Here is a 25401-nt window from a genome sequence, read left to right as displayed (position 1 = left end):
ACCGAGACCGAGACCGAGACCAGCCAGGCTGTCACACCCCCCGCAACGCCGCAACAGCTACCGGCGGACCGCCGGCTGGCGCGTCTGGATGCTGCCCTGGCCTTTGCCCGCGCGCAACAGGCACCGCGCATCGTACTGCTGGGCCAGCGCAGCGGCGCCTACTGGGCCAGCCGCTACCTGGTGGAGCGCCAGGACGCCAAGGACATCACCCAACTGGTACTGATCTCGGCTCAGGACGTCCCCGCAGAAACACTTACCCTGCAGGCGTTGCTCAGCCAACTGGACCTGCCCAGCGGTGATTTCTACTACAAGGATGACCTGGCCGCCCGCCAGGCCGCCATCGCCCGCCAGCGTGATGCACGCCGCGAGGGTAAGGCGCGCTACACACAGATCGCCCTCAAGGCCCTGCCGGGCAACCCTGAGGTCGAGCAGGAGCAACTGTTCCGCCGCCTCAAAGGCTGGCTCACCTTGCAGGTACAGTAGACGACTCAGCGTCGGCGCTGACGCAACAGTGCATAGGCGGCGTGCAGTTCGCGGGTCTTTTCTGTCGCCGCACGAATCTGCGCCGGCGTTGCCCCACTGCCCGTCAGCTTGTCGGGGTGGCAGCGACTCAACTGGCGGCGATAGGCGCGCTTGATCTCGCTGGCATCCGCCTGACTATCCACACCGAGCAACTGCAGGGCCTGCTCATAGGCCGAACGGACGGCCGCCGCCGGCGCGCCGCGCCGGCTACTGGCCAGCAGGCCATCCAACTCGCTGCGTGGAACACCCAGCCAGTCCCGCCAGGTCTCCAGCAGACGCTGCTCTGCGCCACCCAGTCGCCGGTCGGCCTGCGCCATACGCACACAGGCCTGCAACAACTGGCGCGCCTGATCGGGCTGATGCCGCAGGCGCCGCAGCGGGCGGCGTAAATCATCCTGCCCCGCCTTGCCCCGCGCAAAGGCATCGATGGCCGCCCGCTGGGCATCCGCCTGCAGCTCCAGGCGGCGCATTTCCTCACGGGCCTGCTGGATATGCTGTTCCTGCACGCGACCGTCGGCCTTAGCCAAGCGACCAAGCGCCACAAACAGCAACTCTTCGCCACTCAGCGCCGGTGTTCCACCCAGGCGTCGATACAGCTCACCCCAGGAGCGCAAGGCCAGGCGCCGATCAAGCACCTGCCCCAGCAGTGCGCCCAGCAACGCCCCCGGAATGCTGGCCAGCACCAGACCGGCCAGCGCTGCCAGCCAAGTGGCCGGCCAGATCATCCAGCGCTCCCGACGAGCAGAGCCTCGACCTCTGCCAGGCGCTCCGGGCTACCCACGTCAATCCAGCGCCCGGCATAGTACTCGGCACTCACCAAGCCCTCGCGCATGGCCTCGCGCAACAACGGGGCCAGCTTGAAAGCCCCCGCCTGGCAACCGTCGAACAGCCGCGGATGCAGCACGCCAATGCCACTATAGGTAAGTCGCTGCCCAGGGCCCTCGCTGCGCGCCAGCCCTTCATTCAGGATGAAGTCCCCGGCCGGATGGTGCGCGGGATTGTCCACCAGCACCAGATGCGCCAAGCCCGCCAAAGGACGCCGCAAACGGGCAAAGGGAAAGTCGCTGAATATATCGCCGTTGACCAGCAGGAACGGTTCATCACCCAGCAGCGGCAGCGCACGCAAGATGCCGCCGCCGGTTTCCAGCGGCTGCTCCTCGGCGGAGTAGCGGATCTGCAGTCCCCAGGCGCTGCCATCGCCCAGCCGCGCAACGATCTGCTCGCCGAGCCAGGCATGGTTGATCACCAGCTCGTCAAAGCCGCCTGCTGCCAACGCCTGCAGGTGATATTCGATCAGCGGCTGCCCGGCCACCGGCAACAGCGGCTTGGGCGTATGCAGGGTCAGCGGACGCAGACGCTCGCCCTTGCCTGCGGCGAGGATCATCGCTTTCATCGGGCGCCCCCCTGGGCGCCGCGCACTGCCTGCAACGGCAGACTGTCGAGCAGCTCGGCCAGGCATGCCAGTTCGGCACGCCGCGCCAGCACCGTATCGATATAGGCAAAGAAACGCGGTACATCGGTCAGATAGCGCGACTTACCATCACGATGACAAATGCGCGCAAAAATACCGATGACCTTGAGGTGACGCTGCACGCCCATCAGATCACTGGCCCGCAGGAACTCATCCAGCTCGCCCGGCACCGGCACCCCAGCCGCTCGCGCCGCACGCCAGTAATCCGCCAGCCAGGCCTGCACGCGCGCGTCCGGCCAGCTGATAAAGGCATCCTTGAACAGGCAGGTAATGTCATAGCTGACCGGGCCGTAGACCGCATCCTGAAAGTCCAACACGCCGGGATTGGGCGTACTGAACATCAGATTGCGCGGCATGAAGTCACGGTGCACCAGCACACGCGGCTGGGCCAGCGCACTGTCCAGCAGCAGCCGGCAGGTCTGTTCCCAGAGCCGTTGCTGATGCCTATCCAGGCTGATGCCCAGTTCGCGCTGCACATACCAGTCAGGGAACAACTGCAGTTCGCGGCTGAGCAGCGCCTCGTCATAACTCGGCAGTTCGGCCGTGACCGGCAGGCGCTGCCAGGTCAGCAAGGACTGGACCGCCTCGGCAAACAGGCGATCGGCATTATGCTCATCGAGGACATCCAGGTAAGTCTGGCGCCCCAGGTCATCCAGCAACAGAAAGCCCTGTTGCAGATCGGCTGCCAGTATCTGCGGGACATGTGCGCCGCCGGCAGCGAGCATTCCGGCCACCTTGACGAAGGGACGGCAGTCCTCCTGAGGCGGCGGCGCATCCATGATGATCAGTGTGCGCTGCGCCGACTGCCAGCGAAAATAACGACGAAAGCTGGCATCGCTACTGGCCGGCAACAGCTTGGCCGGCGGCACATCGCCCCAGCCCTGCGCGGCAAACAGCCCAGGCAGGACGTCATCCAGCCAGGCATGCACAAGCAACAAACGAGGATCACGATCAGGCATTACAAGGGTTCTCCGACGGCGCTAGCCGTTGTGCGGGTCATGCTTTATTATCCGGCATCTTTCTTAGCCCATCGAGAGGCGTGCGGCCCTGCGGGCCGATAGCGCGCAGGAAGCCCGGTAAAAACAAGATGGCAGCAAAACTCCCCGCGTTTCACAAGAAGTTTCCTCTGCTGGTCACTGGTGGCCTGCTTGCCCTGCAACCCATGGCGGCTTCGTCCGTGCTGGCCGCCGAGCAGTTCAACTGCCAGGCTTCGGCCACTGGCGGCTGGGCCTGTGCGCCCAGGGTCAGCGCCCAGCCACTGCCGCCACGCCCACAGCACACGGCCTCGAGCGTCAGCACGGCTGCCCCGGCGCAGGCTGGCCAGCCCGCCGCCCCCGGCGAGCGCGTTGCTGTCGAGCAGATTGCGCCCCGCAGCGCTGACTTCAGCCATCTCGACTGGGTGCCGCGCGACAAGCTGAGTCCGGCCCAACTGGCCGAAGCCGGCCCCTATTGCGCCGGTGCCTATATCGAACCGCTGCGTCCCGGCATGAACGACGACACAGCCCAGCAAGATGCGCCGATCTTCCTCTCCGCCAAAGCCTCGCGCTACGAGCAGGAGCAGGACAAGGCGGTACTGGCGGGCGACGTGGTCCTGCGCCAGGGCAGCATGCAGATCGAGGCCGAAGAAGCCAGCCTGCAACGCAGCGAAAACCTCGGCGTGCTCACCGGTAACGTCAAGCTGCGCGACAAGGGTGCCCTGGTGGTCGGCGACCGCGCCGAGCTGCAACTGGACAGTGGTGAAGCACAAATCGACAACGCCGAATACGTGCTGCATCAGGGACACGTGCGCGGTACCGCGAAGAACGTCAAGCGCCAGGAAGATGCCATCATCCGCCTCAAGGATGGCACTTACACCCGTTGCGAACCGGGCGACAACGCCTGGCATGTGCGCGGCAACAACATCAAGCTGAACCCGGCCACCGGCTTCGGCACGGCAACCAACGTGACGCTGCGGGTCAAGGACATTCCGGTGTTCTATACCCCGTACATCTACTTCCCGATCGACGACCGCCGCCAGTCGGGCTTCCTCGCGCCCAGCTTCAGCAGCTCCAGCGATACCGGCTTCAGCCTGCAAACGCCCTACTACTTCAACCTGGCGCCCAACTACGACGCCACGCTCTATCCCCACTACATGGCCAAGCGCGGTCTGTTGATGGAGGGTGAGTTCCGCTACCTGACCCGCAGCAGCGAAGGTCAGCTCGGCGGTGCCTGGCTGAACGACAAGGAAGACGAACGCAAACTGCAATCCGAGTACGCAGACCAGCGCTGGATGTACAGCTGGCAGCACAAGACCGGGCTCGACCAACGCCTGCTCGCCGAGGTCGACTACACCGACATCAGCGACCCCTACTACTTCCAGGATCTGGACACCGGTCTGGGGATCGACAAGCCGGCCTTCCTCGATCAGCGTGGCACCCTGACCTGGCGCGGTGATAGCTACACCGCACGGCTCAATGCCCACGCCTACGAGATGGCGACCATTGCCGACGTCACCCCGTACAACCGCCTGCCGCAGCTGACCCTCAACGGCAAGATGCCCTTTGCCACCGGTGCCTTCGACCTGGGCTACGCCGCCGAGTTCGTGCGTTTCGACCGCAACCTGCGCGACGGACTGTTCACCGATGAAGATGGCAACACCAGCCCCTGGCTGGACTCGCGCATTACCGGCCTGAACCGCGCCAATGGCGACCGGGTGCACTTCGAGCCGGGCATCAGCCTGCCGCTGAACTGGAGCTGGGGTTACCTCAAGCCGACCCTCAAGCTACTGGCCACCCAGTACGACCTCAGCCTGGATCAACAGGGCAAGGCGCAAATGCTTGCGGCCAACGAGAAGTTCAACAGCAGCCCAAGCCGTGAACTGGCCCTCTACAGCATCGACAGCGGCCTGTACTTCGACCGCGACACCAGCCTGTTTGGCAGCAGCTTCCGCCAAACCCTGGAGCCGCGCGCCATGTACCTCTATGTGCCGCACGAGAAACAGGATGACATCCCGATCTTCGACAGCGGTGAGTCGAGCTTCAGCTATGGTTCGCTGTGGCGGGAAAACCGCTTCTCCGGCAAGGACCGCATCGGCGACGAAAACCGCCTGTCGCTGGGCGCCACCAGCCGCTGGATCGAAGCCAACGGTTTCGAGCGCCAGCGCTTCAGTTTCGGCCAGGCCTTCCATTTCGCCGACCGCAAGGTACAGCTGCGTGGCATCGACTATCGCCTGCGTGACGATGCACGTACCTCGACCTCGCCCTATGCGATGGAGTACCTGTATCGCTTCAACCGCGACTGGCGCGTCAACCTCGACCTGACCCAGGAGCGCTCGCTGGGCCAGACCCGCGCCGGCAGCCTGATGTTCCACTACCAGCCGCAGGACAACCTGAACAAGGTGGTCAACTTCGGTTACCGCTACCGCAACGATGCCGTGGTCTACAACTCCACCACCGGCACCTGGCAGCAGGGTGGCGACTACACCGACCCGGTGACCGGCGAAGTGATCAAGGACTACTACAAGATCCAGCAGCACGATGCCTCGGTGATCTGGCCGATGGTCCCGCAATGGAACGCCATTGCCCGCTGGCAGTATGACTACAACCGTAGCCGCACCCTGGAAGCCTTCGGTGGCTTCGAGTACGACAGCTGCTGCTGGAAGCTGCGCCTGATCAACCGCTACTGGGTGGACTACAACGAGTACAGCCTGTCCACCGCACGCAACGAAGACGCCGACCGCGGCATCTTCCTGCAGATCGTGCTGAAAGGCCTCGGCGGCGTTGTCGGCAACAAGGTAGAGTCTTTCCTCGACCAAGGCATTCAAGGTTATCGTGAACGTGAAGATCAAGCTTTCTAAGGCACTGCGCCCGATGCTGCTGGGCGGCCTGTTACTGGCCGGCGCCAGCCATGCCGAGGTTCGCTCGCTGGACCGTATTGTTGCCATCGTCGACAACGACGTGATCATGTACAGCCAGCTGCAGAATCGCCTGCGCGAAGTACAACAGACCATCGCCAGTCGCGGTGCTGCCCTGCCACCGGGCGATGTACTGGAGCAGCAGGTTCTGGAGCGGCTCATCGTGGAAAACCTGCAACTGCAGATCGGTGAGCGCTCAGGCATCCGCATTGCTGATGAGGAACTGGCCCAGGCGATGATCAGCATCGCCCAGCGCAACAATCTGACCCTGGAGCAGTTCCGTGCTGCCCTGCAGCGTGACGGCCTGAGTTTCGAGGACGCCCGTGAACAGGTGCGTCGCGAGATGATCATCAGCCGCGTACGCCAGCGTCGTGTCGCCGAGCGCATTCAGGTGACCGACCAGGAGATCAACAACTTCCTCGCCTCAGACCTGGGACAGATGCAGCTCTCGGAAGAGTTCCGCCTGGCCAACATCCTCATCCCGTTGCCCGATGGTGCGACACCGCAAGCCGTGCAGGCCGCTGCACAGCAAGCGACCGAGCTCTATCGTCAATTGCAACAGGGTGCCGACTTTGCCCAACTGGCCATGACCCGCTCGGCGGGTGACACCGCCCTGGAAGGCGGCGAGATCGGCTGGCGCAAGGCTGGACAGCTGCCGCCTCCCTTCGATCGCCTGGTCAGCCAACTGAGCATTGGCCAGGTTACCGAACCTGTGCGTACACCGTCCGGCTTCAACCTGGTCAAGCTGCTCGACAAGCGCGGCGGCAGCAGCCTGGTACGCGATGAAGTTCAGGTGCGCCACATCCTCCTCAAGCCCAGCGAGATCCGTAGCGCCGAGGAAACCCAGCGCCTGGCCGAACGGCTCTACCAGCGCCTGCAGAATGGCGAAGACTTCGCCACGCTGGCCAAGAGTTTCTCGGAAGACCCCGGCTCGGCACTCAACGGCGGCAGCCTTGGCTGGGTCGACCCCAACAGCCTGGTCGCGGAGTTCCGCGAAGTGATGAGCCAGACCGCCAGCAATGAGCTGTCGCGCCCCTTCCAGAGCCCGTTCGGCTGGCATGTGTTGCAGGTTGAAGGTCGTCGCGCCACTGACAGCAGTGAAGCCTACCGTCGCCAGCAGGCGGAAAACGCCCTGCGTAATCGCAAGTTCGACCTCGAACTGCAGGCCTGGCTACGCCAGATTCGCGACGAAGCTTATGTCGAAACCAAAATCTAACGTGAGCGACAAGCTGTAAGCTTCACGCTGCAAGAAAAGCCGGGCACTGTCCGGCTTTTTGCGCTTTGCCTACCGCTTGTGATTTGCCGCTTGAGGCTTGAAGCTATGCCCCGCCCTTTCGCCCTGACCCCCGGCGAGCCTGCCGGTATCGGTCCCGACCTGTGTCTGCTGCTCAGCCGTCAGGCACAACCCCATGTCCTGGTGGCCGTTGCCAGCCGCGCCCTGCTGGCCAATCGCGCTGCACAGCTGGGTCTGACCATCGAACTGCATGAGGTCGACCCGCAGGCACTGCCGCAACAGCCGGCTGCTGCCGGCCAGCTGTATGTCTGGGACACCCCGCTGGCCGAGCCCGCCGTGGCCGGACAACTGAATCCAGCCAATGCGTCTTATGTACTGAATACTCTGCAGCGCGCTGGCCAGGGCTGCCTGGACGGTCTGTTTGCCGGGATGATCACCGCCCCGGTACACAAGGGCGTGATCAACGAAGCAGGCATTCCCTTCTCCGGGCATACCGAGCTCCTCGCCGAACTGACGCATACCGAGCAGGTGGTGATGATGCTGGCCACCCGCGGCTTGCGCGTCGCGCTGGTCACTACTCACCTGCCCCTGCGCGAGGTAGCCGATGCCATCACCGGCGAGCGCCTGCAGCGGGTCACACGCATCCTGCATGCCGACCTGCACAGCAAATTCGGCATCGCCCAACCGCGCATCCTGGTCTGCGGCCTCAACCCACATGCTGGCGAAGGTGGCCACCTGGGCCGCGAGGAAATCGACATCATCGCGCCGGCGCTTGAGCAACTGCGCGGCGAAGGCATGCAGCTGATCGGTCCGTTGCCAGCCGATACCCTGTTCACCCCCAAGCATCTGGAACAGGCCGATGCGGTACTGGCCATGTACCACGACCAAGGCCTGCCGGTACTCAAGTACAAGGGTTTCGGCGCGGCGGTGAATGTCACCCTGGGCCTGCCGATCATCCGCACCTCGGTTGACCATGGCACGGCACTGGACCTGGCGGGCAGCGGGCGTATCGACTGCGGCAGCCTGCAGGTCGCCCTGGAAACCGCTTATCAGATGGCCGCAGCCTCAGGCCGCTAGCGGCAAGCAACGCTCAACTAGCCGAGCCATAAGGCCAAATCTTCACCAGCAATGCGCGTGCCTACAGCCACCAGCTCTTTCGCTGTTAAACTACGCGCTTTGCCTCACCGCTCTCGGCGCTTGCTTGACGCTTGCAGCTTGAGGCTTGGAGCTGTTCTTATGCACCAACACCGCGCGCGCAAACGCTTTGGCCAGAACTTCCTGCATGATGCCGGCGTCATCCACCGCATCCTGCGCGCCATTCATGCCCGTGAAGACGACCGCCTGCTGGAGATCGGCCCGGGCCAGGGCGCCCTGACCGAAGGCCTGTTGGCCAGTGGTGCGCAACTCGACGTGATCGAGCTCGACCTTGACCTGATCCCCATCCTGCAAGCTCGCTTTGGCGACAATCCGCGCTTTCGCCTCAACCAGGGCGATGCGCTGAAGTTCGACTTCGCCCGTCTGCAGGCCGCGCCTGGCAGCCTGCGGGTAGTCGGCAACCTGCCCTACAACATCTCCACACCGCTGATCTTCCACCTGCTGGACAATGCCGCGCTGATTCGCGACATGCACTTCATGCTGCAGAAGGAAGTGGTTGAGCGACTGGCCGCCGAGCCGGGCAGCGGCGACTGGGGACGCCTGTCGATCATGGTGCAATACCACTGCCGGGTTGAATACCTGTTCAATGTCGGTCCGGGCGCCTTCAACCCGGCGCCCAAGGTCGACTCGGCGATTGTTCGCCTGGTCCCGCATGCACAGCTGCCGCACCCGGCACGTGATCATCGTCTGCTCGAGCGCGTGGTTCGCGAGGCCTTCAACCAGCGGCGCAAGACCTTGCGCAATACCCTCAAGGGCCTACTCGACAGCGAGGCGATTGCCGCTGCCGGGGTTGATGGCAGCCTGCGTCCCGAGCAACTCGACCTGGCGGCTTTCGTACGCCTGGCCGACCAACTGGCCCTGCAGCCGCAATCGCCGGCCTGACAGCGAGACAGCCATGAGTCAATCGCCTTACCAGATCGTGGTCAGCGTTCGCAGCGAATACCTCGCCGAACAATCGCAGCCTGAGCAGCAGCGTTACGCCTTCGCCTACCATATCCGCATCCACAACCAGGGTGAGCTGCCCGCCCAGTTGCTCAGCCGCCATTGGCTGATCACCGATGGCAACGGCGACGTTCAGGAAGTGCGCGGCGCCGGCGTGGTGGGTCAGCAACCTCTGCTGGCACCCGGCGAGCACTTCGACTACAGCAGTGGCACGCTGCTGACAACCGCCGTAGGTATCATGCAGGGCAGCTACCAGATGCAGGCCAGCGACGGCCACGCCTTCGATGCGCCCATTGCGCCGTTCCGCCTGGCCGTGCCCGGAGCCCTGCATTGAACACGCCGCCGAGCGCACGCACGTTTGCCGTGGGCGACCTGCAGGGCTGCCTGAAGCCGCTGCAATGCCTGCTGCAGCGCGTGGCCTTCGACCCCGCAGTGGATCGTCTATGGCTGGTCGGCGATCTGGTCAACCGTGGCCCGCAATCCCTGGAAACCCTGCGCTTCCTGTTTGCCATGCGCCACGCGCTGGTCTGCGTGCTGGGCAATCATGACCTACACCTACTGGCCGTGGCGCACAATATCGAACGTCTCAAGCGCGGCGACACCCTGCGCGAAATCCTCACAGCCCCCGACGCCGCGGAACTGCTCGACTGGCTGCGCCAGCAACCCCTATTGCACTTTGACGAAGCGCGCAATACCGCACTGGTGCATGCCGGCATCCCTCCGCAATGGGGCATCCGCAAGGCGCTGCGCCGCGCCAGCGAAGTCGAGCAGGCGCTGCGCGACGACGCGCGGCTACCGCTGTTCCTCGACGGCATGTACGGCAACGAGCCCGCACGCTGGCATGGCGAGCTAAAAGGCGTCGCCCGCCTACGGGTGATAACCAACTATTTCACGCGCATGCGCTTTTGCCGCGCCGATGGCACGCTGGAGCTGAAAAGCAAGGAAGGCCTGGAAACCGCCCCCAGCGGCTACGCGCCGTGGTTCAAGCACCCCGGACGCAAGGCGCGCGGCGTACGTATTCTCTTCGGCCACTGGGCGGCTCTCGAAGGCCAGTGCGACGAACCCAATGTCTACGCCCTGGACAGCGGCTGCGTATGGGGCGGACAGATGACCCTGATGGATGTCGACAGCAGCCAACGCTGGCACTGCGACTGCAAACCCGAGAGCGAGACCCCGGCATGAGCGATTTCCAACGCATCTCTCCCCAGCAAGCGCAAACCCTGCGTGAACGCCAGGCAGTCCTGGTGGATATCCGTGACCCGCAGAGTTTTGCTCAGGGGCATATCTGCGGCGCCCTGCACCTGGATAACCACTCGCTGGCCGACTTTATCGCCCAGGCCGACTTCGAGCAGCCGCTGGTGGTGGTCTGCTACCACGGCAATTCCAGTCAGGGCGCGGCGGCCTACCTGGCGCACCAGGGCTTTGCCGAGGTATACAGCCTGGATGGCGGCTTTGAACTGTGGCGGCAGTGCTACCCCGAGCACGTCGCACAGGGCAGTCCCGACTGACCCGCGCTTGACGCTTTTGCTTACACCGCACAAGCGGCAGCCTGGCAAAAGCCAACTATCCTTTCCCTCAAGGCTATCCATCACCGCGAGAGCCGACCGGGGGGACTTGCACCAGCCACGCCCAGACGTGGCCTCCTCCGGCCTGAGCCTTGCGCCCCGGTTGCGAGCGAGGTGCCGCCATGAACATCTTCAGCCACTTCCAACAACGCTTCGAAGCCACGCGTCAGGAGGAGTACTCCCTGCAGGAGTACCTGGAACTGTGCCGCCAGGACCCCAGCGCCTATGCCAGTGCGGCCGAGCGCATGCTGCTGGCGATCGGCGAAGCGCAACTGGTGGAAACCGCCCAGGACCCGCGACTCTCGCGGATCTTTGCCAACAAGGTGATTCGCCGTTATCCGGCCTTCGCCGACTTCCACGGCATGGAAGAGTGCATCGACCAGATCGTTGCCTTCTTTCGACATGCCGCGCAGGGCCTTGAGGAGAAGAAACAAATCCTCTACCTGCTCGGCCCGGTGGGCGGCGGAAAATCCTCCCTGGCGGAAAAGCTCAAACAACTCATCGAACGCGTGCCCTTCTACGCCATACAGGGCTCGCCGGTGTTCGAGTCACCACTGGGCCTGTTCAATGCACGCGAAGACGGCGAGATTCTCGAACAGGAATACGGCATTCCCCAGCGCTACCTGAACACCATCATGTCGCCCTGGGCCACCAAGCGCCTCAACGAATTCGGCGGCGACATCAGCCGCTTTCGCGTGGTCAAGCTGTACCCGTCGATACTCAACCAGATTGCCGTGGCCAAGACCGAGCCGGGCGACGAGAACAACCAGGACATCTCTGCACTGGTCGGCAAGGTGGATATCCGCAAGCTGGAGGAGTACCCGCAGAACGACGCCGATGCCTACAGCTACTCCGGCGCGCTGTGCCGGGCCAATCAGGGCCTGATGGAGTTCGTCGAGATGTTCAAGGCACCCATCAAGGTGTTGCACCCGCTGCTCACCGCCACCCAGGAGGGCAACTACAACAGCACCGAGGGACTTGGCGCCCTGCCGTTCTCCGGCATCCTGCTGGCTCACTCCAACGAGTCGGAATGGCACAGTTTCCGCAACAACAAGAACAACGAGGCGTTCATCGACCGCATCTACATCGTCAAGGTGCCCTACTGCCTGCGGGTCAGCGATGAAATCCGCATCTACGACAAACTGCTGGCCAACAGCTCGCTGGCCCATGCCCACTGCGCACCGGACACCCTCAAACTGCTCGCGCAGTTCTCCGTGCTGTCGCGTCTCAAGGAGCCGGAAAACTCCAACCTGTTCTCCAAGATGCGCGTGTATGACGGCGAGAACCTCAAGGACATCGATCCCAAGGCCAAGTCATTGCAGGAGTACCGCGACAGCGCCGGCGTCGACGAGGGCATGACCGGGCTGTCGACGCGCTTTGCCTTCAAGATCCTCTCCAAGGTGTTCAACTTCGACCCGCACGAGATCGCCGCCAACCCGGTACACCTGCTCTATGTGCTGGAACAGCAGATCGAGCAGGAACAGTTCCCCGCAGAGACCCGCGAGCGCTACCTGCGTTTCCTCAAGGAATACCTGGCACCGCGCTATGTGGAGTTCATCGGCAAGGAAATCCAGACCGCCTACCTGGAGTCCTACAGCGAGTACGGGCAGAACATTTTCGACCGCTACGTGCTGTACGCCGACTTCTGGATTCAGGACCAGGAATACCGCGACCCGGAGACCGGCGAGATCCTCAACCGCATGGCCCTCAACGAGGAGCTGGAGAAAATCGAGAAACCTGCCGGCATCAGCAACCCGAAGGATTTCCGCAACGAAATCGTCAACTTCGTGCTGCGTGCACGGGCCAACCACAACGGCAAGAACCCCAGCTGGCTGTCCTACGAGAAGCTACGCGTGGTGATCGAGAAGAAGATGTTCTCCAACACCGAGGACCTGCTGCCGGTCATCAGCTTCAATGCCAAAGCCAGCAAGGAGGACCAGAAGAAGCACAACGACTTCGTTACCCGTATGGTCGAGCGCGGCTATACCGAGAAGCAGGTACGCCTGCTCTCCGAGTGGTATCTGCGGGTACGCAAATCGCAGTAACCCAAAAGCCGCTCAAGGCCCGAGGCCGGAAGCTGGACGAACACGCGACGCCTCGTCCAGCCGCCAGCCTCCGGCCGTAGTCCGGAGGGGCCTATGAGCCACGTGATCGATCGACGCCTGAATGGCAAGAACAAGAGCACGGTCAACCGCCAGCGCTTTTTGCGCCGCTACCGCGAGCACATCAAGAAAGCCGTCGAGGAAGCCGTCAGTCGTCGCTCCATTACCGACATGGAGCACGGCGAACAGATCAGCATTCCCAGCCGCGATATCGACGAACCCGTGCTGCACCACGGCCAGGGTGGTCGGCAGGATCGTGTGCACCCTGGTAACCGCGAGTTCACCCAGGGCGAGCGCATCGCCCGCCCCAAGGGCGGCGGTGCCGGACAGGGCAGCGGCAAGGCTGGCAACCAGGGCGAAGGCCTGGACGAATTCGTTTTCCAGATCACCCAGGACGAGTTTCTCGACTTCATGTTCGAGGGACTGGCCCTGCCTAACCTGATCAAGCGCCACCTCAGCGGCTGCGACACCTTCAAGACGGTACGTGCCGGCATCAGCAGCGACGGCAATCCCTCGCGGATCAACATCGTCCGCTCGCTGCGCGCCGCGCATGCCCGGCGCATCGCCCTCACCGGCAGCAGCCGCGCCCGGCTCAAGGCAGCCCTGGCGGAGCTTGCCGCGCTGCGTGAGGCAGGCAGCACGGATCAGCCCAGCCTGGCCCGCCTGGAGGAAGAGATTGCCGCCTTGCGCCGGCGCATCGACAAGGTGCCGTTTCTCGACACCTTCGATCTCAAGTACAACCTGCTGAGCAAGCAGCCCAACCCCAGTTCCAAGGCCGTGATGTTCTGCCTGATGGATGTTTCCGGCTCCATGACCCAGGCCACCAAGGACATCGCCAAGCGCTTCTTCATCCTCCTCTACCTGTTCCTCAAGCGCAGCTACGACAAGATCGAGGTGGTCTTCATCCGCCATCACACCAGCGCCCGCGAAGTCGACGAGGACGAGTTTTTCTACTCACGGGAAACCGGCGGCACCATCGTCTCCAGCGCACTCAAGCTGATGCAGGAGATCATGCAGGCCCGCTACCCGGTGCACGAATGGAACCTGTATGCCGCGCAGGCTTCCGACGGCGACAACTGGAACGACGACTCGCCGCTCTGCCGCGACCTGCTTCTCCGGCAAATCATGCCCAGCATGCAGTACTTCAGCTACGTGGAAATCACCCCGCGTGAACACCAGGCGCTGTGGGACGAGTACCAGCAGGTCGCGGCGGCGTTCCCCGACAGCTTCGCCCAGCAGCAGATCGTCTCGGCAGCCGACATCTACCCGGTATTCCGTGAACTGTTCCAGCGGAGGATCGACGCATGAACCCGCGCAGCCTCCAGCCCATTTCCACGGACTCGGAGTGGAGCTTCGAGCTGATCCGCCGCTACGACCAGGAAATCGCCCGCCTTGCCGAGCGCTATGCGCTGGACATCTACCCCAACCAGATCGAGATCATCAGCGCCGAGCAGATGATGGACGCCTACGCCTCGGTCGGCATGCCCATCGGCTACCATCACTGGTCCTACGGCAAGCAGTTTCTCGCCACGGAAAAGGGCTACAAGCGCGGCCAGATGGGCCTGGCCTACGAGATCGTGATCAACTCCGATCCCTGCATCGCCTACCTGATGGAAGAAAATACCCTGTGCATGCAAGCGCTGGTCATCGCCCATGCCTGCTACGGCCACAACAGCTTCTTCAAGGGCAACTACCTGTTCCGCAGCTGGACCGATGCCAGCTCGATCATCGACTACCTGGTATTCGCCAAGCAGTACATCAGCCAGTGCGAGGAACGCCACGGCATCGATGCCGTCGAGGAATTGCTGGACTCCTGCCACGCCCTGATGAACTACGGCGTGGACCGCTACAAACGACCCTACCCGATATCCGCCGAAGAAGAGCGGCGCCGGCAAAGCGAGCGTGAAGAGCACCTGCAGCGGCAGATCAACGACCTGTGGCGCACCATTCCCAAGGCGAGCGGGCGGCACAACGAGGAGCAGGCGCAGCGCTGGCCGGCCGAGCCTCAGGAAAACATCCTGTACTTCCTGGAAAAGCACGCACCGCTGCTGGAACCCTGGCAGCGCGAGGTGATCCGCATCGTGCGCAAGCTGGCGCAGTACTTCTACCCGCAACGCCAGACTCAGGTGATGAATGAAGGCTGGGCCACCTTCTGGCACTACACGCTGATCAACGACCTGTATGACGAAGGCCTGGTCAGCGACGGCTTCATGCTGGAGTTCCTCCAGTACCACAGCGGCGTGGTGCTCCAGCCCGCTTTCGACAGCCCCTGGTACAGCGGCATCAACCCCTATGCCCTGGGCTTTGCCATGTACCGCGACATCCGCCGCATCTGCGAACAGCCCAACGAGGAAGATCGCCGCTGGTTCCCCGAGATCGCCGGCAGCGACTGGCTGAGCACCCTCAAGTTCGCCATGCAAAACTTCAAGGACGAGAGTTTCATCCTGCAGTACCTGTCACCCAAGGTCATGCGTGATCTGCGCCTGTTCAGCGTGCTCGACGATGACCAGCAGGACAGTCTGCAGGTCAGTGCCATCCATGATGACAGCGGCTATCGCCACCTGCGCGAAACCCTCGCCGCCCAGTACAACCTGGGCAACCGCGAACCCAACGTGCAGATCTGGAGTGTCGACCGCCGCGGCGATCGCTCGCTGACCCTGCGGCATAGCCGGCATGACCGTCGTCCGCTGGGCGAATCGAGCCAGGCGGTACTCAAGCACCTGCACCGTTTGTGGGGCTTCGACATTCACCTGGAAAGCCATCAGGGCGAGCAGCTGATAGAAACCCTGCACATGCCACCACGCGCCGAGCCGCAGGAAAGCCAGAGCAGCATGGCGCTGTAAGCGCACGCTTGCAGGTCCGCCCTCGGCGCTGCAAGCTTGCCGCCGACAGAGGAGAGCGGCATGCAGATCTACAAGGTGGGCGGCGCGGTACGTGACAGGCTGCTGGGGCGGCCCGTGCACGACATCGATTGGCTGGTGGTCGGCGCCACGGCCGAGCAATTGCTGGCCCAGGGTTTTCGCCCGGTGGGCGATGATTTCCCGGTATTTCTCCACCCGCAGAGCGGCGAGGAATATGCCCTGGCCCGCACCGAGCGCAAGAGCGGCAAGGGCTATGCTGGCTTTGTCTTCCACGCCAGCCCCGACGTTACCCTGGAAGAGGACCTGCTGCGCCGCGACCTGACCGTCAACGCCATGGCCGAAGACGCGCAAGGGCATGTCATCGACCCCTATGGCGGCCAGCGCGATCTGCAACAGCGCGTGCTGCGCCATGTCTCCCCGGCCTTTGCCGAAGACCCGCTGCGTGTGCTGCGCGTGGCGCGTTTTGCCGCCCGCTATGCGGGCCTGGGCTTTCGTGTCGCCGAGGAAACCCTCGGTCTGATGCGGCGCCTGGCACGCTCCGGCGAGCTGAGCAGCCTGACCGCCGAGCGTAGCTGGAAGGAAATCTCCCGCGCCCTGCAGGAGCCCCACCCCGACGTATTCATCCAGGTACTCAAGGATTGCGGGGCCCTCAAGGTGCTCCTGCCGGAATTGCAGGCACTGTTTGGCGTGCCGCAGAACGCGACCCATCACCCCGAGGTGGATAGCGGGCTGCATACCCTGATGGTGCTCCAGCAATGCGCGCGCTTTGCCCAGCCCCTGGCCGTGCGCTGGGCCTGCCTGCTGCATGACCTGGGCAAGGGCAGCACGCCGCGCGCGCAGTGGCCCCGCCATATCGCCCATGAAACCCGAGGCCTGGCAGCCATCAAGCAGGTCAACCAGCGCCTGCGCGTGCCCCGCGACTGCGCCGAGCTGGCCCTGCTCACCGGCGAGTACCACACCCATTGCCACAGGGCGCTGGAGCTGCGTCCGAACACCGTGCTGGAACTGCTGCAGGCGCTGGATGCCCTGCGCCGCCCGGAACGCTGGCAACTGTTCCTCGCCGCCTGCGAGATGGATGCCCGTGGCCGCCTGGGGTTCGAGGAGCGCGACTACCCGCAGGCCCGCTACCTGCAAGGCGCCCTGCAGGCTGCCCAGGCGGTCAGCGCCCGCGAACTGGTCGCCCAGGGGTTGTTCGGTGCGGAGTTGGGCAAGGCCCTCGCGGAGCAGCGCCTGCAGGCGCTCAAGCGCTACAAGCAGGCATTTAGTCTGCCAACAGCGCCGCCGGCGTGAGCTGGCGACCCTGCCAGGCAAAAGCCACCGGGGCCAGCTGCTGATCGATCCGCGCCTGCGCCCAGAGTTCGGCAAACGGCTGCTGCACCTGCGGATGCAGTACATCGGGCGCCAGCAGGGCCAGCGGCCAGAGAACGAAGGCATTGCGCAGGATTTCCGCACGCGGCAGCAGCAGTCCATCGAACTCGCCGACCTGCTCGCCGTACAGCAGCACGTCGATATCCAGCGGCAGGCCGCGGCGATCCTCGGCATAGCGACCATTCGCCGCTTCGATGGCCTTCAAGCGCTGATCCAGCTCGGCCAGTGGCAACGCACACTCCACTGCCACGACCAGATTGAAGAACGGGCCGCTGCGAATCCCCACCGGGGCACTTTCGAACACCGGCGAACAGTGCAGCTCGCCGAACAGCCGCTGCAACGCATCGAGTCCGGCGCACAGGTTGCGCTCGCGCTCGATATTGCTACCCAGGCCCAGATAGACGCGCATCAGCGGCTCCCGCGCTCGATCTCCACCCCGACCATGCGAGCCTCCGGCACAGCACCCGGCTTGCCTACGCGCAGGCGCAGCCAGGTCATGGCGAACTCACGCAGCAACACCTCGGCCAGGCGCTCGGCGAAGGTTTCCACCAGCTCGAAGCGCGCCTCCTCGGCAAACGCCAGGATGCGCGCGCTAACCGCGGCATAATCCAGGGCATCCGCCAGCGCGTCGTGGGCGGCAGCGGCACGGTTATCCCAGGCCATGCTCAGGTCCAGCAGCAGGCACTGGCGAATGCCGCGCTCCCAGTCATACACGCCAATCACCGTGTCGACCTGCAAACCCTCGATAAAGACTGTGTCCACCCTGCTCATGCCCCGCTAGAATCGGGGCTCAACCGCCCCGGGAATGGAAACCATGTTTTGGCTGCTGGTACTGCTTGCCTACCTGCTCGGCTCACTGTCCTTTGCCATCCTGATCAGCCAGCTGTTCGGCAACGCTGATCCACGCCTGGGTGGCTCTGGCAACCCCGGGGCCAGCAACATGCTGCGCATGGCCGGGCGCAAGGCCGCCTTGTTCACCCTGCTCGGCGATCTGGGCAAAGGCTTGCTGCCCGTGCTGATCGCCGCTGAACTGGGCCTGAGCCTGCAGCAACAGGCCTGGGTCGGCCTGGCGGCGGTGCTCGGGCATCTCTATCCGCTGTATTTCAATTTCCGTGGCGGCAAGGGCGTAGCCACTGCCGCCGGCATGCTGTTCGGTCTTTACCTGCCGGCGGCACTACTGGCCCTGTCGGTATGGCTGCTGACCTTCAGCCTGACCCGCACCAGCTCACTCGCCTCACTCACCGCTACACCGCTGACCCTGCCGCTACTGGCCTGGCAACAACCGGCGGCCCTGCTGCCCATGAGCGTACTGACCGGACTGATCGTGTGGCGACACCGCAGCAATTTACGCGATCTGCTCGACGGCCGTGAGCGACATTTCTAAGCGTTCACCTGCAGCGCATTCATAGTGGCGGCAGGCTCTCCATGGGCCAGCGCGCCTGCACCTTGATCGCCAGGTCTTCCTTTTGCCCGGCCAGCAGACGCTGGCACCCGGCATAAGCAATCATCGCCCCATTGTCCGTGCAGAAGCGTGGGCGCGCATAAAACACCTGGCCACGCATTTCACCGAGCATCTGCTGCAGCGACTCGCGCAACGCCCGGTTGGCACTCACCCCACCGGCGATCACCAGGCTGTTCAGGCCCGTCTGCTTGAGGGCGCGACGACATTTGATGGTCAGGGTCTCCACCACCGCCTGCTGGAAGGCCAGTGCCACATCGGCACGGCTCTGCTCGCTGGCATCACCTTCGGCCTGGCAGCGTTGCCAGGTGTTCAGGGCAAAGGTCTTCAGGCCGCTGAAGCTGAAATCCAGCCCTGGTCGGTCGGTCATCGGCCGCGGGAAGACAAAACGCCCCGCCACGCCCTGCTCGGCCAGGCGCGCAATCTCCGGCCCGCCCGGGTAGGGCAGGCCCATCAGCTTGGCGGTCTTGTCAAACGCCTCGCCGGCAGCATCGTCCAGTGACTCGCCGAGCAGCTGGTAGCGGCCAATGCCATCGACGCGCACCAACTGGGTATGGCCGCCGGATACCAGCAAGGCGACGAACGGAAAGGCGGGCGGCTGCTCTTCGAGCATCGGTGCCAGCAAATGGCCTTCCATATGATGCACACCCACCGCCGGAATGCCCCAGGCAAAAGCCAGCGCCTGGGCGCAGGAGGCACCCACCAGCAGCGCGCCGACCAAGCCCGGCCCGGCGGTATAGGCCAACGCATCAATATCGTCCGGCGTGCAACCCGCCTCGTCGAGCACCTGGCGGATCAGCGGCAGCATGCGCTTGACGTGATCACGCGAAGCCAGCTCGGGCACCACGCCGCCATACACCCGATGCAGATCGATCTGGCTGAACAGCGCATCGGCCAGCAGGCCGCGCTCGCTGTCATACAGCGCCACGCCGGTTTCATCGCAGGAAGTTTCCAGTCCCAGCACTCGCATGAGCCGTCAACCTTGAAATAAGCCGAATCTGAACAACGCACCTGCACCCAGCGGGCGCAACGCGGGGCATGCTGCACAACCCGCTGGCGCGTTACGAAGGCGCGCATCATAATGCCCACCCCCCGCCCAGACCAGCGCTTTTCTAAGCAAGGCTTTGCATTCGCTGGTACAACGCGGTAATATCCGCAACCCTTGAAAACCGACGTATCCCGTGCCGTTTGCCGGGAGCGCGTTCACCACCGGTAATTAATGAAGGTACGACCTGGATGCCAGCCGTCAAAGTTAAAGAGAACGAACCCTTCGACGTAGCTCTGCGTCGCTTCAAGCGCTCCTGCGAAAAAGCCGGCGTACTGGCTGAAGTGCGTTCGCGCGAGTTCTACGAAAAGCCGACCACCGAGCGCAAGCGCAAAGCGGCCGCAGCCGTTAAGCGTCACGCCAAGAAAGTGCAGCGCGAACAGCGCCGCCGCGAGCGTCTGTACTGAGTTGATCAGTAACGCCGCCTAAGGCTTTGGCAAACCCGGCTCCGGCCGGGTTTTGCATTTGTGGCATGCACCAGCTGCGCGTTCCCGCTTCACCCACATACGCTTGCAGTGACCCCCATGGCCGGCCTGATACCCCAGAGCTTCATTGATGACCTGCTCAACCGCACCGACATCGTCGATGTGGTCAGTTCACGCATCCAACTGAAGAAGACCGGCAAGAACTACAGCGCCTGCTGTCCGTTCCACAAGGAAAAGACCCCCTCCTTTACCGTCAGCCCGGACAAACAGTTCTACTACTGCTTTGGCTGCGGCGCCGGCGGCAACGCCCTCGGCTTCATCATGGACCACGACCACCTGGATTTCCCCCAGGCCGTCGAAGACCTCGCCAAGCGTGCCGGCATGGACGTGCCCCGCGAGGACAGCCGCAGCCCGCAACAGCCACGCCAACCCAGCGACTCACCGCTCTACCCGCTACTCAGCGCCGCCGCCGAATACTACCGCGCCGCCCTGAAAAGCCATCCAGCCCGCAAAGCAGCCGTCGACTATCTGAAAGGCCGCGGCCTGTCCGGCAGCATCGCCCGCGACTTCGCCCTGGGCTTTGCGCCGCCCGGCTGGGACAACCTGATGCGCCAGTTTGGCGGCGACAACCTGCAGCAGAAAGCCCTGCTGGATGCCGGCCTGCTGGTGGAAAACAGCGAAAGCGGCAAACGCTACGACCGCTTCCGTGACCGCGTGATGTTCCCCATCCGCGACAGCCGCGGGCGCGTCATCGCCTTTGGCGGGCGCGTACTGGGCGACGACAAGCCGAAGTACCTGAACTCCCCGGAAACCCCGGTGTTCCACAAAGGCCAGGAGCTCTACGGCCTCTATGAAGCACGCCAGCACAACCGCCAACTCGACGAAATCATGGTCGTGGAAGGCTACATGGACGTCATCGCCCTGGCCCAGCAAGGCCTGCGCAACGCCGTTGCCACCCTAGGCACCGCCACCAGCGAAGAACACATCAAGCGCCTGTTCCGCCTGGTACCCAGCGTACTGTTCTGCTTCGACGGTGACGGCGCCGGACGCAAGGCCGCCTGGCGCGCCCTGGAAGCCGTGCTGCCCAACCTGCAGGACGGACGCCGCGCACGCTTTCTCTTCCTTCCCGAAGGCGAAGACCCGGACAGCCTGGTGCGTGCCGAAGGCAGCGAGCGTTTTCGCGACCGCCTGCAACAGCAAGCCCTGTCCCTCGCCGACTACTTCTTTCAGCAACTCAGCGAAGAAGCCGACCCACGCTCCCTGGAAGGCAAGGCACACCTGGCCACCCTCGCCGCCCCACTGATCGAGCGCATTCCCGGCAACAACCTGCGCACCCTGATGCGCCAGCGCCTCAGCGAAATTACCGGCCTGAGTGCCGAGCACACACCGGCCGCCCGTCAGGCGCCGTCCGCCAGCGCCCCCACGCAGCACGAGCCTGACGACCTCAGCCACTATTACGACGCCCAGCCCTCCTACGACGACCACCCGGCCAGTCCGCTCAGCAACGACGCACCGGCAATCGCCCCCCGCACAAGCTGGAAGAGCGAGCGTCCCTGGTCCGGCAAGGGGCGCCGCCAGCCGCCACCCCCACCGCGCCAGGCGGTCAGCGTCGAGTCACCCACACTGACCGCCGTACGCACCCTGCTGCGCTACCCGCAACTGGCCCAGCGCGTCGATGACGCCAGTCACTTCGCCGGCGGCAGCGACCTCTACGCGCAATTGCTGGTCGCGCTGATCGAAGCCCTGCAGAAAAATCCGCAACTGCACAGCCTGCAACTGCTCGCCCGCTGGCACGGCACCGAACAGGGCCGCCTGCTGCGCGCCCTGGCGGAAAAGGAATGGCTGATCGACAGCGACAACCTTGAACAGCAGTTTTTCGACACCATTACTACACTCTCCGCAAGCCAGCAGCGCCTACAACGCGAAAACGCCGTGCAGGCCATCCTGCAAAAGAGCCCCGGCGAACTGAGCACGGAAGAAAAAGAACTGTTGCGCGAGCATTTCAGCCGCGTGCAGAGCAGCGACAAGAGCCAAACTGGCGTCTGACCCAACGGCTCGGGTATAATCCCCGGCTTGTTTTTTGCCCGCCAAGACCTTCAGTGGATAGGGTGTTATGTCCGGAAAAGCGCAACAGCAATCCCGCCTCAAAGAATTGATCGCCCGCGGCCGTGAGCAGGGTTACCTGACTTATGCCGAGGTCAACGACCACCTGCCGGAAGATATCTCCGATCCGGAACAGGTCGAAGACATCATCCGCATGATCAACGACATGGGCATCAACGTATTCGAAAGCGCCCCGGATGCGGATGCCCTGCTCCTGGCCGAAGCCGATACCGACGAAGCCGCCGCCGAAGAAGCCGCTGCAGCCCTGGCTGCCGTGGAAACCGATATCGGCCGCACCACCGACCCGGTACGCATGTACATGCGTGAAATGGGCACCGTGGAACTGCTGACCCGCGAAGGCGAGATCGAAATCGCCAAACGCATCGAGGAAGGCATCCGCGAGGTGATGAGCGCCATCGCCCATTTCCCCGGCAGCGTCGACGGCATCCTTGCCGAATACCAGCGTGTCACCAGCGAAGGTGGCCGCCTGTCCGATGTCCTCAGCGGCTACATCGATCCGGATGACGGCAGCGTGCCGGAAGCCGAAGTCGAGCCTGTCGAGCTCAAAGACGACAGCGTCGACAAGGACAAGGACGACGAAGACGAAGAAGACGGCGACGCCGAGGAAGAAGAAGGCGACGGCGGTCCGGACCCGGAAGAAGCAGCCCGCCGCTTTGGTGCAGTAGCCGAGCAACTGGTCAAGGCCAAGAAAGCCCTGAAGAAGCACGGTCGTGGCAGCAAGCAGGCCGATGCCGAACTGCTGGCCCTGGCCGAGCTGTTCATGCCCATCAAGCTGGTGCCGAAACAGTTCGACGTATTGGTCGCCGGCGTGCGCAGCGCCCTCGAGCGCGTGCGCCAGCAGGAACGCGCCATCATGCAACTTTGCGTCCGCGACGCACGCATGCCGCGCAGTGACTTCCTCAAGCTGTTCCCCGGCAACGAAGTTGACCTGGAATGGGTCAATGGCCTCAGCAAGGGCAAAGCCAAGTACGCTGCCGCCCTGGCCGAGCTGAGTGACGAGATCAAGCGTAACCAGCAGAAGCTGCTCGACCTGCAGAGCGAAGTCGAACTGACCATCGCCGAGATCAAGGACGTCAACCGCCGCATGTCGATCGGCGAAGCCAAGGCACGCCGCGCCAAGAAGGAAATGGTCGAGGCCAACCTGCGCCTGGTCATCTCCATCGCCAAGAAGTACACCAACCGCGGCCTGCAATTCCTCGACCTGATCCAGGAAGGCAACATCGGCCTGATGAAAGCCGTGGACAAGTTCGAATACCGTCGCGGCTACAAGTTCTCCACCTACGCCACCTGGTGGATTCGCCAGGCCATCACCCGCTCGATCGCCGACCAGGCGCGCACCATCCGTATTCCGGTGCACATGATCGAGACGATCAACAAGCTCAACCGCATCTCCCGCCAGATGCTCCAGGAAATGGGCCGCGAGCCCACCCCGGAAGAGCTGGGTGAGCGCATGGACATGCCCGAGGACAAGATCCGCAAGGTACTGAAGATCGCCAAGGAGCCAATCTCCATGGAAACGCCCATCGGTGACGACGAAGACTCGCACCTGGGTGACTTCATCGAAGACAGCACCATGCAGTCGCCGATCGACGTAGCCACCGTGGAAAGCCTCAAGGAAGCCACCCGCGACGTGCTTTCCGGACTCACCGCCCGCGAAGCCAAGGTATTGCGCATGCGCTTCGGTATCGACATGAACACCGACCACACCCTCGAGGAAGTCGGCAAGCAGTTCGATGTCACCCGCGAGCGTATCCGCCAGATCGAAGCCAAGGCCCTGCGCAAGCTACGCCACCCGTCACGCAGCGAGCACCTACGCTCCTTCCTCGACGAGTAAACACAAAATCCCCGGCCCGCCGGGGATTTTGCTTTATGCCGCCCGATAACTGGCAGGCCTCCCAGCCCGTGGTTATAATCGCGCCTCCTTCTGAGGGCCTATAGCTCAGTCGGTTAGAGCAGAGGACTCATAATCCTTTGGTCCACGGTTCGAGTCCGTGTGGGCCCACCACCTTCAAAGCCGCGCACTGCGCGGCTTTTTCATGCCTGCAAGAAAAACAGCTAGACCAATCCTATAGTCCAAAGGTACAAATTCAGTACAGTGCCGGTACAGCGGCACGCCTTTGGAGCAGGGAAAGATGGCCACCATCGTCAAAACGGAAGCCGGCACTTGGAAGGCCCTGGTGCGCAAAACCGGCTGGCCGACCAATACCAAAACCTTCCGCACCAAGCGCGATGCCGAAGACTGGGCGCGCCGCACCGAAGACGAAATGGTCAGGGGCGTGTACATCCAACGCAGCGGCTCCGAGCGCATGACTTTGGAAATGGCGCTGAAACGCTACCTCAGCGAAATCAGCCCCACCAAGAAGCCGACCACCCAGCGCGCCGAGGCCACCAAAGCTCAACAGCTGATCAGCCACCTGGGCAAATACTCCATGGCCGCCCTCTCCGCTGAAATCATCGCCAGCTACCGCGACACCCGCCTGGCCTCGATCACCAATCGCGGCAAGCCCACCAGCAACAACACCGTGCGTCTTGAACTGGCCCTACTTAGCCACCTGTTCACCGTGGCCATCCAGGAATGGGGCCTGGGCCTCAGCTTTAACCCGGTGTTGAACATCCGCAAACCGAGCCCCGGCGAAGGCCGAGATCGTCGCTTGTCTGCAGAGGAAGAGCGCCGCCTGCTGACAGCCGTGAACAATCACAGCAACCCCATGCTCGGCTGGATCGTCCGTATTGCCCTGGAAACGGGCATGCGCTCATCAGAAATCACATCCCTGCGCAGACATCAGGTCGACATGAAAAAGCGAGTGGTGCGGCTCTCAGATACCAAGAACGACAGCGCTCGCACCGTCCCTCTCAGCAAATGGGCCACAGAGACCTTCCAGGCGGCGCTGAACAACCCTGTCCGGCCGATTGACTGCGATCTGGTGTTCTTTGGCGAACCAGGCAAAACCGGCAAGCGTGGCCCCTACGCCTTCACCAAGACCTGGGGCTTGCTAAAGACCAAGCTAGGCATGCCTGACCTACGCTTCCACGATCTGCGCCATGAGGCGGTTAGCCGATTGGTCGAGGGCGGGCTATCCGATCAAGAGGTGTCAGCCATCAGCGGTCACAAGTCGATGCAGATGTTGAAACGCTACACCCACTTGCGCGCAGAAGATCTGGTAGAGAGACTCGACAGGCTGCCCTCCAAAGCGCTCCGCAAACAGGACACTTGATGCAACATCCAGAGCGACTCT

At 63.4% G+C, this 25401-nt stretch carries 23 protein-coding genes and 1 tRNA gene; 18 read left to right on the top strand and 6 right to left on the bottom strand.

Going from position 1 to position 25401, the window contains the following annotated elements:
• Positions 1–483: DUF3530 family protein (locus tag CFY91_RS02775; RefSeq protein ID WP_133063662.1), on the top strand; the 483-nt coding region annotated here is incomplete at its 5' end.
• Positions 484–488: 5 nt separating this feature from the next.
• On the opposite strand, the gene CFY91_RS02770 is transcribed toward CFY91_RS02775, so the two are convergent.
• Genes CFY91_RS02770 through CFY91_RS02760 form a run of 3 tightly spaced genes read right to left on the bottom strand, consistent with a single transcriptional unit; the run spans position 489 to position 2952 of the window.
• Entirely contained in the window at positions 489–1247 is a 759-nt protein-coding gene (locus CFY91_RS02770) for a TerB family tellurite resistance protein (protein ID WP_093984808.1), read from the bottom strand.
• Positions 1244–1915 carry an N-acetylmuramate alpha-1-phosphate uridylyltransferase MurU gene (gene murU, locus CFY91_RS02765; protein ID WP_093984807.1) on the bottom strand — a complete coding sequence of 224 codons (672 nt, stop codon included), beginning with the start codon at positions 1913–1915 and terminating at the stop codon, positions 1244–1246. Before murU ends, CFY91_RS02770 begins: the two co-directional genes overlap by 4 nt.
• Positions 1912–2952 (bottom strand): aminoglycoside phosphotransferase family protein, encoded by a 1041-nt coding sequence (locus tag CFY91_RS02760; RefSeq protein ID WP_093984806.1) that lies wholly within the window; start codon positions 2950–2952, stop codon positions 1912–1914. The genes murU and CFY91_RS02760 overlap by 4 nt, the downstream gene beginning before the upstream one ends.
• Positions 2953–3080: 128 nt before the next feature.
• On the opposite strand from CFY91_RS02760, the gene CFY91_RS02755 reads away from it, so the two are divergent.
• The 11 genes from CFY91_RS02755 (at position 3081) to CFY91_RS02705 (ending at position 17034) form a co-directional block, all read left to right on the top strand.
• Positions 3081–5828, top strand: coding sequence for an LPS-assembly protein LptD (locus CFY91_RS02755; RefSeq protein ID WP_093984805.1), 2748 nt, complete (start codon positions 3081–3083; stop codon positions 5826–5828).
• Positions 5809–7101, top strand: coding sequence for a peptidylprolyl isomerase (locus CFY91_RS02750; protein WP_188390278.1), 1293 nt, complete (start codon positions 5809–5811; stop codon positions 7099–7101). The genes CFY91_RS02755 and CFY91_RS02750 overlap by 20 nt, the downstream gene beginning before the upstream one ends.
• A 105-nt stretch (positions 7102–7206) precedes the next feature.
• Positions 7207–8196: a 4-hydroxythreonine-4-phosphate dehydrogenase PdxA gene (gene pdxA / locus CFY91_RS02745; RefSeq protein ID WP_093984803.1), complete on the top strand. Its 990-nt coding sequence runs from the start codon at positions 7207–7209 to the stop codon at positions 8194–8196.
• Between the two features lie 159 nt (positions 8197–8355).
• Positions 8356–9156 carry a 16S rRNA (adenine(1518)-N(6)/adenine(1519)-N(6))-dimethyltransferase RsmA gene (rsmA, locus tag CFY91_RS02740; protein ID WP_093984802.1) on the top strand — a complete coding sequence of 267 codons (801 nt, stop codon included), beginning with the start codon at positions 8356–8358 and terminating at the stop codon, positions 9154–9156.
• Between the two features lie 13 nt (positions 9157–9169).
• The gene (gene apaG / locus CFY91_RS02735) at positions 9170–9550 is read left to right on the top strand and encodes a Co2+/Mg2+ efflux protein ApaG (RefSeq protein ID WP_093984801.1); all 381 of its coding nucleotides are present in this window, start codon (positions 9170–9172) and stop codon (positions 9548–9550) included.
• Positions 9547–10398 carry a symmetrical bis(5'-nucleosyl)-tetraphosphatase gene (locus CFY91_RS02730; RefSeq protein ID WP_093984800.1) on the top strand — a complete coding sequence of 284 codons (852 nt, stop codon included), beginning with the start codon at positions 9547–9549 and terminating at the stop codon, positions 10396–10398. The genes apaG and CFY91_RS02730 overlap by 4 nt, the downstream gene beginning before the upstream one ends.
• Positions 10395–10724, top strand: a complete 330-nt coding sequence (gene glpE, locus CFY91_RS02725) for a thiosulfate sulfurtransferase GlpE (RefSeq protein ID WP_093984799.1) — start codon at positions 10395–10397, stop codon at positions 10722–10724. Before CFY91_RS02730 ends, glpE begins: the two co-directional genes overlap by 4 nt.
• A 179-nt stretch (positions 10725–10903) precedes the next feature.
• A complete protein-coding gene (locus CFY91_RS02720; protein ID WP_093984798.1) occupies positions 10904–12826 on the top strand; it encodes a PrkA family serine protein kinase in 1923 nt (640 codons plus the stop codon).
• Positions 12827–12919: 93 nt separating this feature from the next.
• A complete protein-coding gene (locus CFY91_RS02715; RefSeq protein ID WP_093984797.1) occupies positions 12920–14191 on the top strand; it encodes a YeaH/YhbH family protein in 1272 nt (423 codons plus the stop codon).
• The gene (locus tag CFY91_RS02710; protein ID WP_093984796.1) at positions 14188–15726 is read left to right on the top strand and encodes a SpoVR family protein; all 1539 of its coding nucleotides are present in this window, start codon (positions 14188–14190) and stop codon (positions 15724–15726) included. Before CFY91_RS02715 ends, CFY91_RS02710 begins: the two co-directional genes overlap by 4 nt.
• A 60-nt stretch (positions 15727–15786) precedes the next feature.
• On the top strand, positions 15787–17034 hold the full coding sequence (locus CFY91_RS02705) for a multifunctional CCA addition/repair protein (RefSeq protein ID WP_093984795.1): 1248 nt from the start codon (positions 15787–15789) through the stop codon (positions 17032–17034).
• On the opposite strand, the gene folK is transcribed toward CFY91_RS02705, so the two are convergent.
• Positions 17006–17521 (bottom strand): 2-amino-4-hydroxy-6-hydroxymethyldihydropteridine diphosphokinase, encoded by a 516-nt coding sequence (gene folK / locus CFY91_RS02700; RefSeq protein ID WP_093984794.1) that lies wholly within the window; start codon positions 17519–17521, stop codon positions 17006–17008. The two genes, CFY91_RS02705 and folK, sit on opposite strands and share 29 nt — an antisense overlap.
• A complete protein-coding gene (gene folB / locus CFY91_RS02695) occupies positions 17521–17874 on the bottom strand; it encodes a dihydroneopterin aldolase (protein WP_093984793.1) in 354 nt (117 codons plus the stop codon). The genes folK and folB overlap by 1 nt, the downstream gene beginning before the upstream one ends.
• A 52-nt stretch (positions 17875–17926) precedes the next feature.
• On the opposite strand from folB, the gene plsY reads away from it, so the two are divergent.
• On the top strand, positions 17927–18496 hold the full coding sequence (plsY, locus tag CFY91_RS02690; RefSeq protein WP_093984822.1) for a glycerol-3-phosphate 1-O-acyltransferase PlsY: 570 nt from the start codon (positions 17927–17929) through the stop codon (positions 18494–18496).
• Positions 18497–18515: 19 nt separating this feature from the next.
• Here plsY and tsaD read toward each other — a convergent pair whose 3' ends face one another.
• Positions 18516–19541: a tRNA (adenosine(37)-N6)-threonylcarbamoyltransferase complex transferase subunit TsaD gene (gene tsaD, locus CFY91_RS02685; protein WP_093984792.1), complete on the bottom strand. Its 1026-nt coding sequence runs from the start codon at positions 19539–19541 to the stop codon at positions 18516–18518.
• 266 nt (positions 19542–19807) lie between these two features.
• On the opposite strand from tsaD, the gene rpsU reads away from it, so the two are divergent.
• From rpsU to CFY91_RS02660, 5 genes are all read left to right on the top strand, one after another.
• On the top strand, positions 19808–20023 hold the full coding sequence (rpsU, locus tag CFY91_RS02680; protein WP_021702507.1) for a 30S ribosomal protein S21: 216 nt from the start codon (positions 19808–19810) through the stop codon (positions 20021–20023).
• Between the two features lie 117 nt (positions 20024–20140).
• The gene (dnaG, locus tag CFY91_RS02675) at positions 20141–22087 is read left to right on the top strand and encodes a DNA primase (protein WP_093984791.1); all 1947 of its coding nucleotides are present in this window, start codon (positions 20141–20143) and stop codon (positions 22085–22087) included.
• 67 nt (positions 22088–22154) lie between these two features.
• The gene (gene rpoD, locus CFY91_RS02670; RefSeq protein ID WP_093984790.1) at positions 22155–23999 is read left to right on the top strand and encodes an RNA polymerase sigma factor RpoD; all 1845 of its coding nucleotides are present in this window, start codon (positions 22155–22157) and stop codon (positions 23997–23999) included.
• 94 nt (positions 24000–24093) lie between these two features.
• A tRNA-Ile gene (locus CFY91_RS02665) sits at positions 24094–24170 on the top strand.
• A 127-nt stretch (positions 24171–24297) separates the two neighbouring features.
• Entirely contained in the window at positions 24298–25380 is a 1083-nt protein-coding gene (locus CFY91_RS02660) for a tyrosine-type recombinase/integrase (protein ID WP_093984789.1), read from the top strand.
• The last annotated feature ends 21 nt before the right edge of the window (positions 25381–25401 follow it).

Source organism: Pseudomonas fluvialis, from assembly GCF_002234375.1.
GTDB lineage: Bacteria > Pseudomonadota > Gammaproteobacteria > Pseudomonadales > Pseudomonadaceae > Aquipseudomonas > Aquipseudomonas fluvialis.
Note: the sequence above shows the minus strand (reverse complement) of the source record. Positions and strands in the feature narration are given on the sequence as shown.

Excerpts from the sequence above, each read along its gene's own strand:
- CFY91_RS02770 (WP_093984808.1), bottom strand. The coding sequence starts at position 1,247 with ATGATCTGGCCGGCCACTTGGCTGGCAGCGCTGGCCGGTCTGGTGCTG.
- murU (WP_093984807.1), bottom strand. The coding sequence starts at position 1,915 with ATGAAAGCGATGATCCTCGCCGCAGGCAAGGGCGAGCGTCTGCGTCCG.
- CFY91_RS02760 (WP_093984806.1), bottom strand. The coding sequence starts at position 2,952 with ATGCCTGATCGTGATCCTCGTTTGTTGCTTGTGCATGCCTGGCTGGAT.
- CFY91_RS02755 (WP_093984805.1), top strand. The coding sequence starts at position 3,081 with ATGGCAGCAAAACTCCCCGCGTTTCACAAGAAGTTTCCTCTGCTGGTC.
- pdxA (WP_093984803.1), top strand. The coding sequence starts at position 7,207 with ATGCCCCGCCCTTTCGCCCTGACCCCCGGCGAGCCTGCCGGTATCGGT.
- rsmA (WP_093984802.1), top strand. The coding sequence starts at position 8,356 with ATGCACCAACACCGCGCGCGCAAACGCTTTGGCCAGAACTTCCTGCAT.
- apaG (WP_093984801.1), top strand. The coding sequence starts at position 9,170 with ATGAGTCAATCGCCTTACCAGATCGTGGTCAGCGTTCGCAGCGAATAC.
- glpE (WP_093984799.1), top strand. The coding sequence starts at position 10,395 with ATGAGCGATTTCCAACGCATCTCTCCCCAGCAAGCGCAAACCCTGCGT.
- CFY91_RS02720 (WP_093984798.1), top strand. The coding sequence starts at position 10,904 with ATGAACATCTTCAGCCACTTCCAACAACGCTTCGAAGCCACGCGTCAG.
- CFY91_RS02715 (WP_093984797.1), top strand. The coding sequence starts at position 12,920 with ATGAGCCACGTGATCGATCGACGCCTGAATGGCAAGAACAAGAGCACG.
- CFY91_RS02710 (WP_093984796.1), top strand. The coding sequence starts at position 14,188 with ATGAACCCGCGCAGCCTCCAGCCCATTTCCACGGACTCGGAGTGGAGC.
- CFY91_RS02705 (WP_093984795.1), top strand. The coding sequence starts at position 15,787 with ATGCAGATCTACAAGGTGGGCGGCGCGGTACGTGACAGGCTGCTGGGG.
- folK (WP_093984794.1), bottom strand. The coding sequence starts at position 17,521 with ATGCGCGTCTATCTGGGCCTGGGTAGCAATATCGAGCGCGAGCGCAAC.
- plsY (WP_093984822.1), top strand. The coding sequence starts at position 17,927 with ATGTTTTGGCTGCTGGTACTGCTTGCCTACCTGCTCGGCTCACTGTCC.
- tsaD (WP_093984792.1), bottom strand. The coding sequence starts at position 19,541 with ATGCGAGTGCTGGGACTGGAAACTTCCTGCGATGAAACCGGCGTGGCG.
- rpsU (WP_021702507.1), top strand. The coding sequence starts at position 19,808 with ATGCCAGCCGTCAAAGTTAAAGAGAACGAACCCTTCGACGTAGCTCTG.
- dnaG (WP_093984791.1), top strand. The coding sequence starts at position 20,141 with ATGGCCGGCCTGATACCCCAGAGCTTCATTGATGACCTGCTCAACCGC.
- rpoD (WP_093984790.1), top strand. The coding sequence starts at position 22,155 with ATGTCCGGAAAAGCGCAACAGCAATCCCGCCTCAAAGAATTGATCGCC.
- CFY91_RS02660 (WP_093984789.1), top strand. The coding sequence starts at position 24,298 with ATGGCCACCATCGTCAAAACGGAAGCCGGCACTTGGAAGGCCCTGGTG.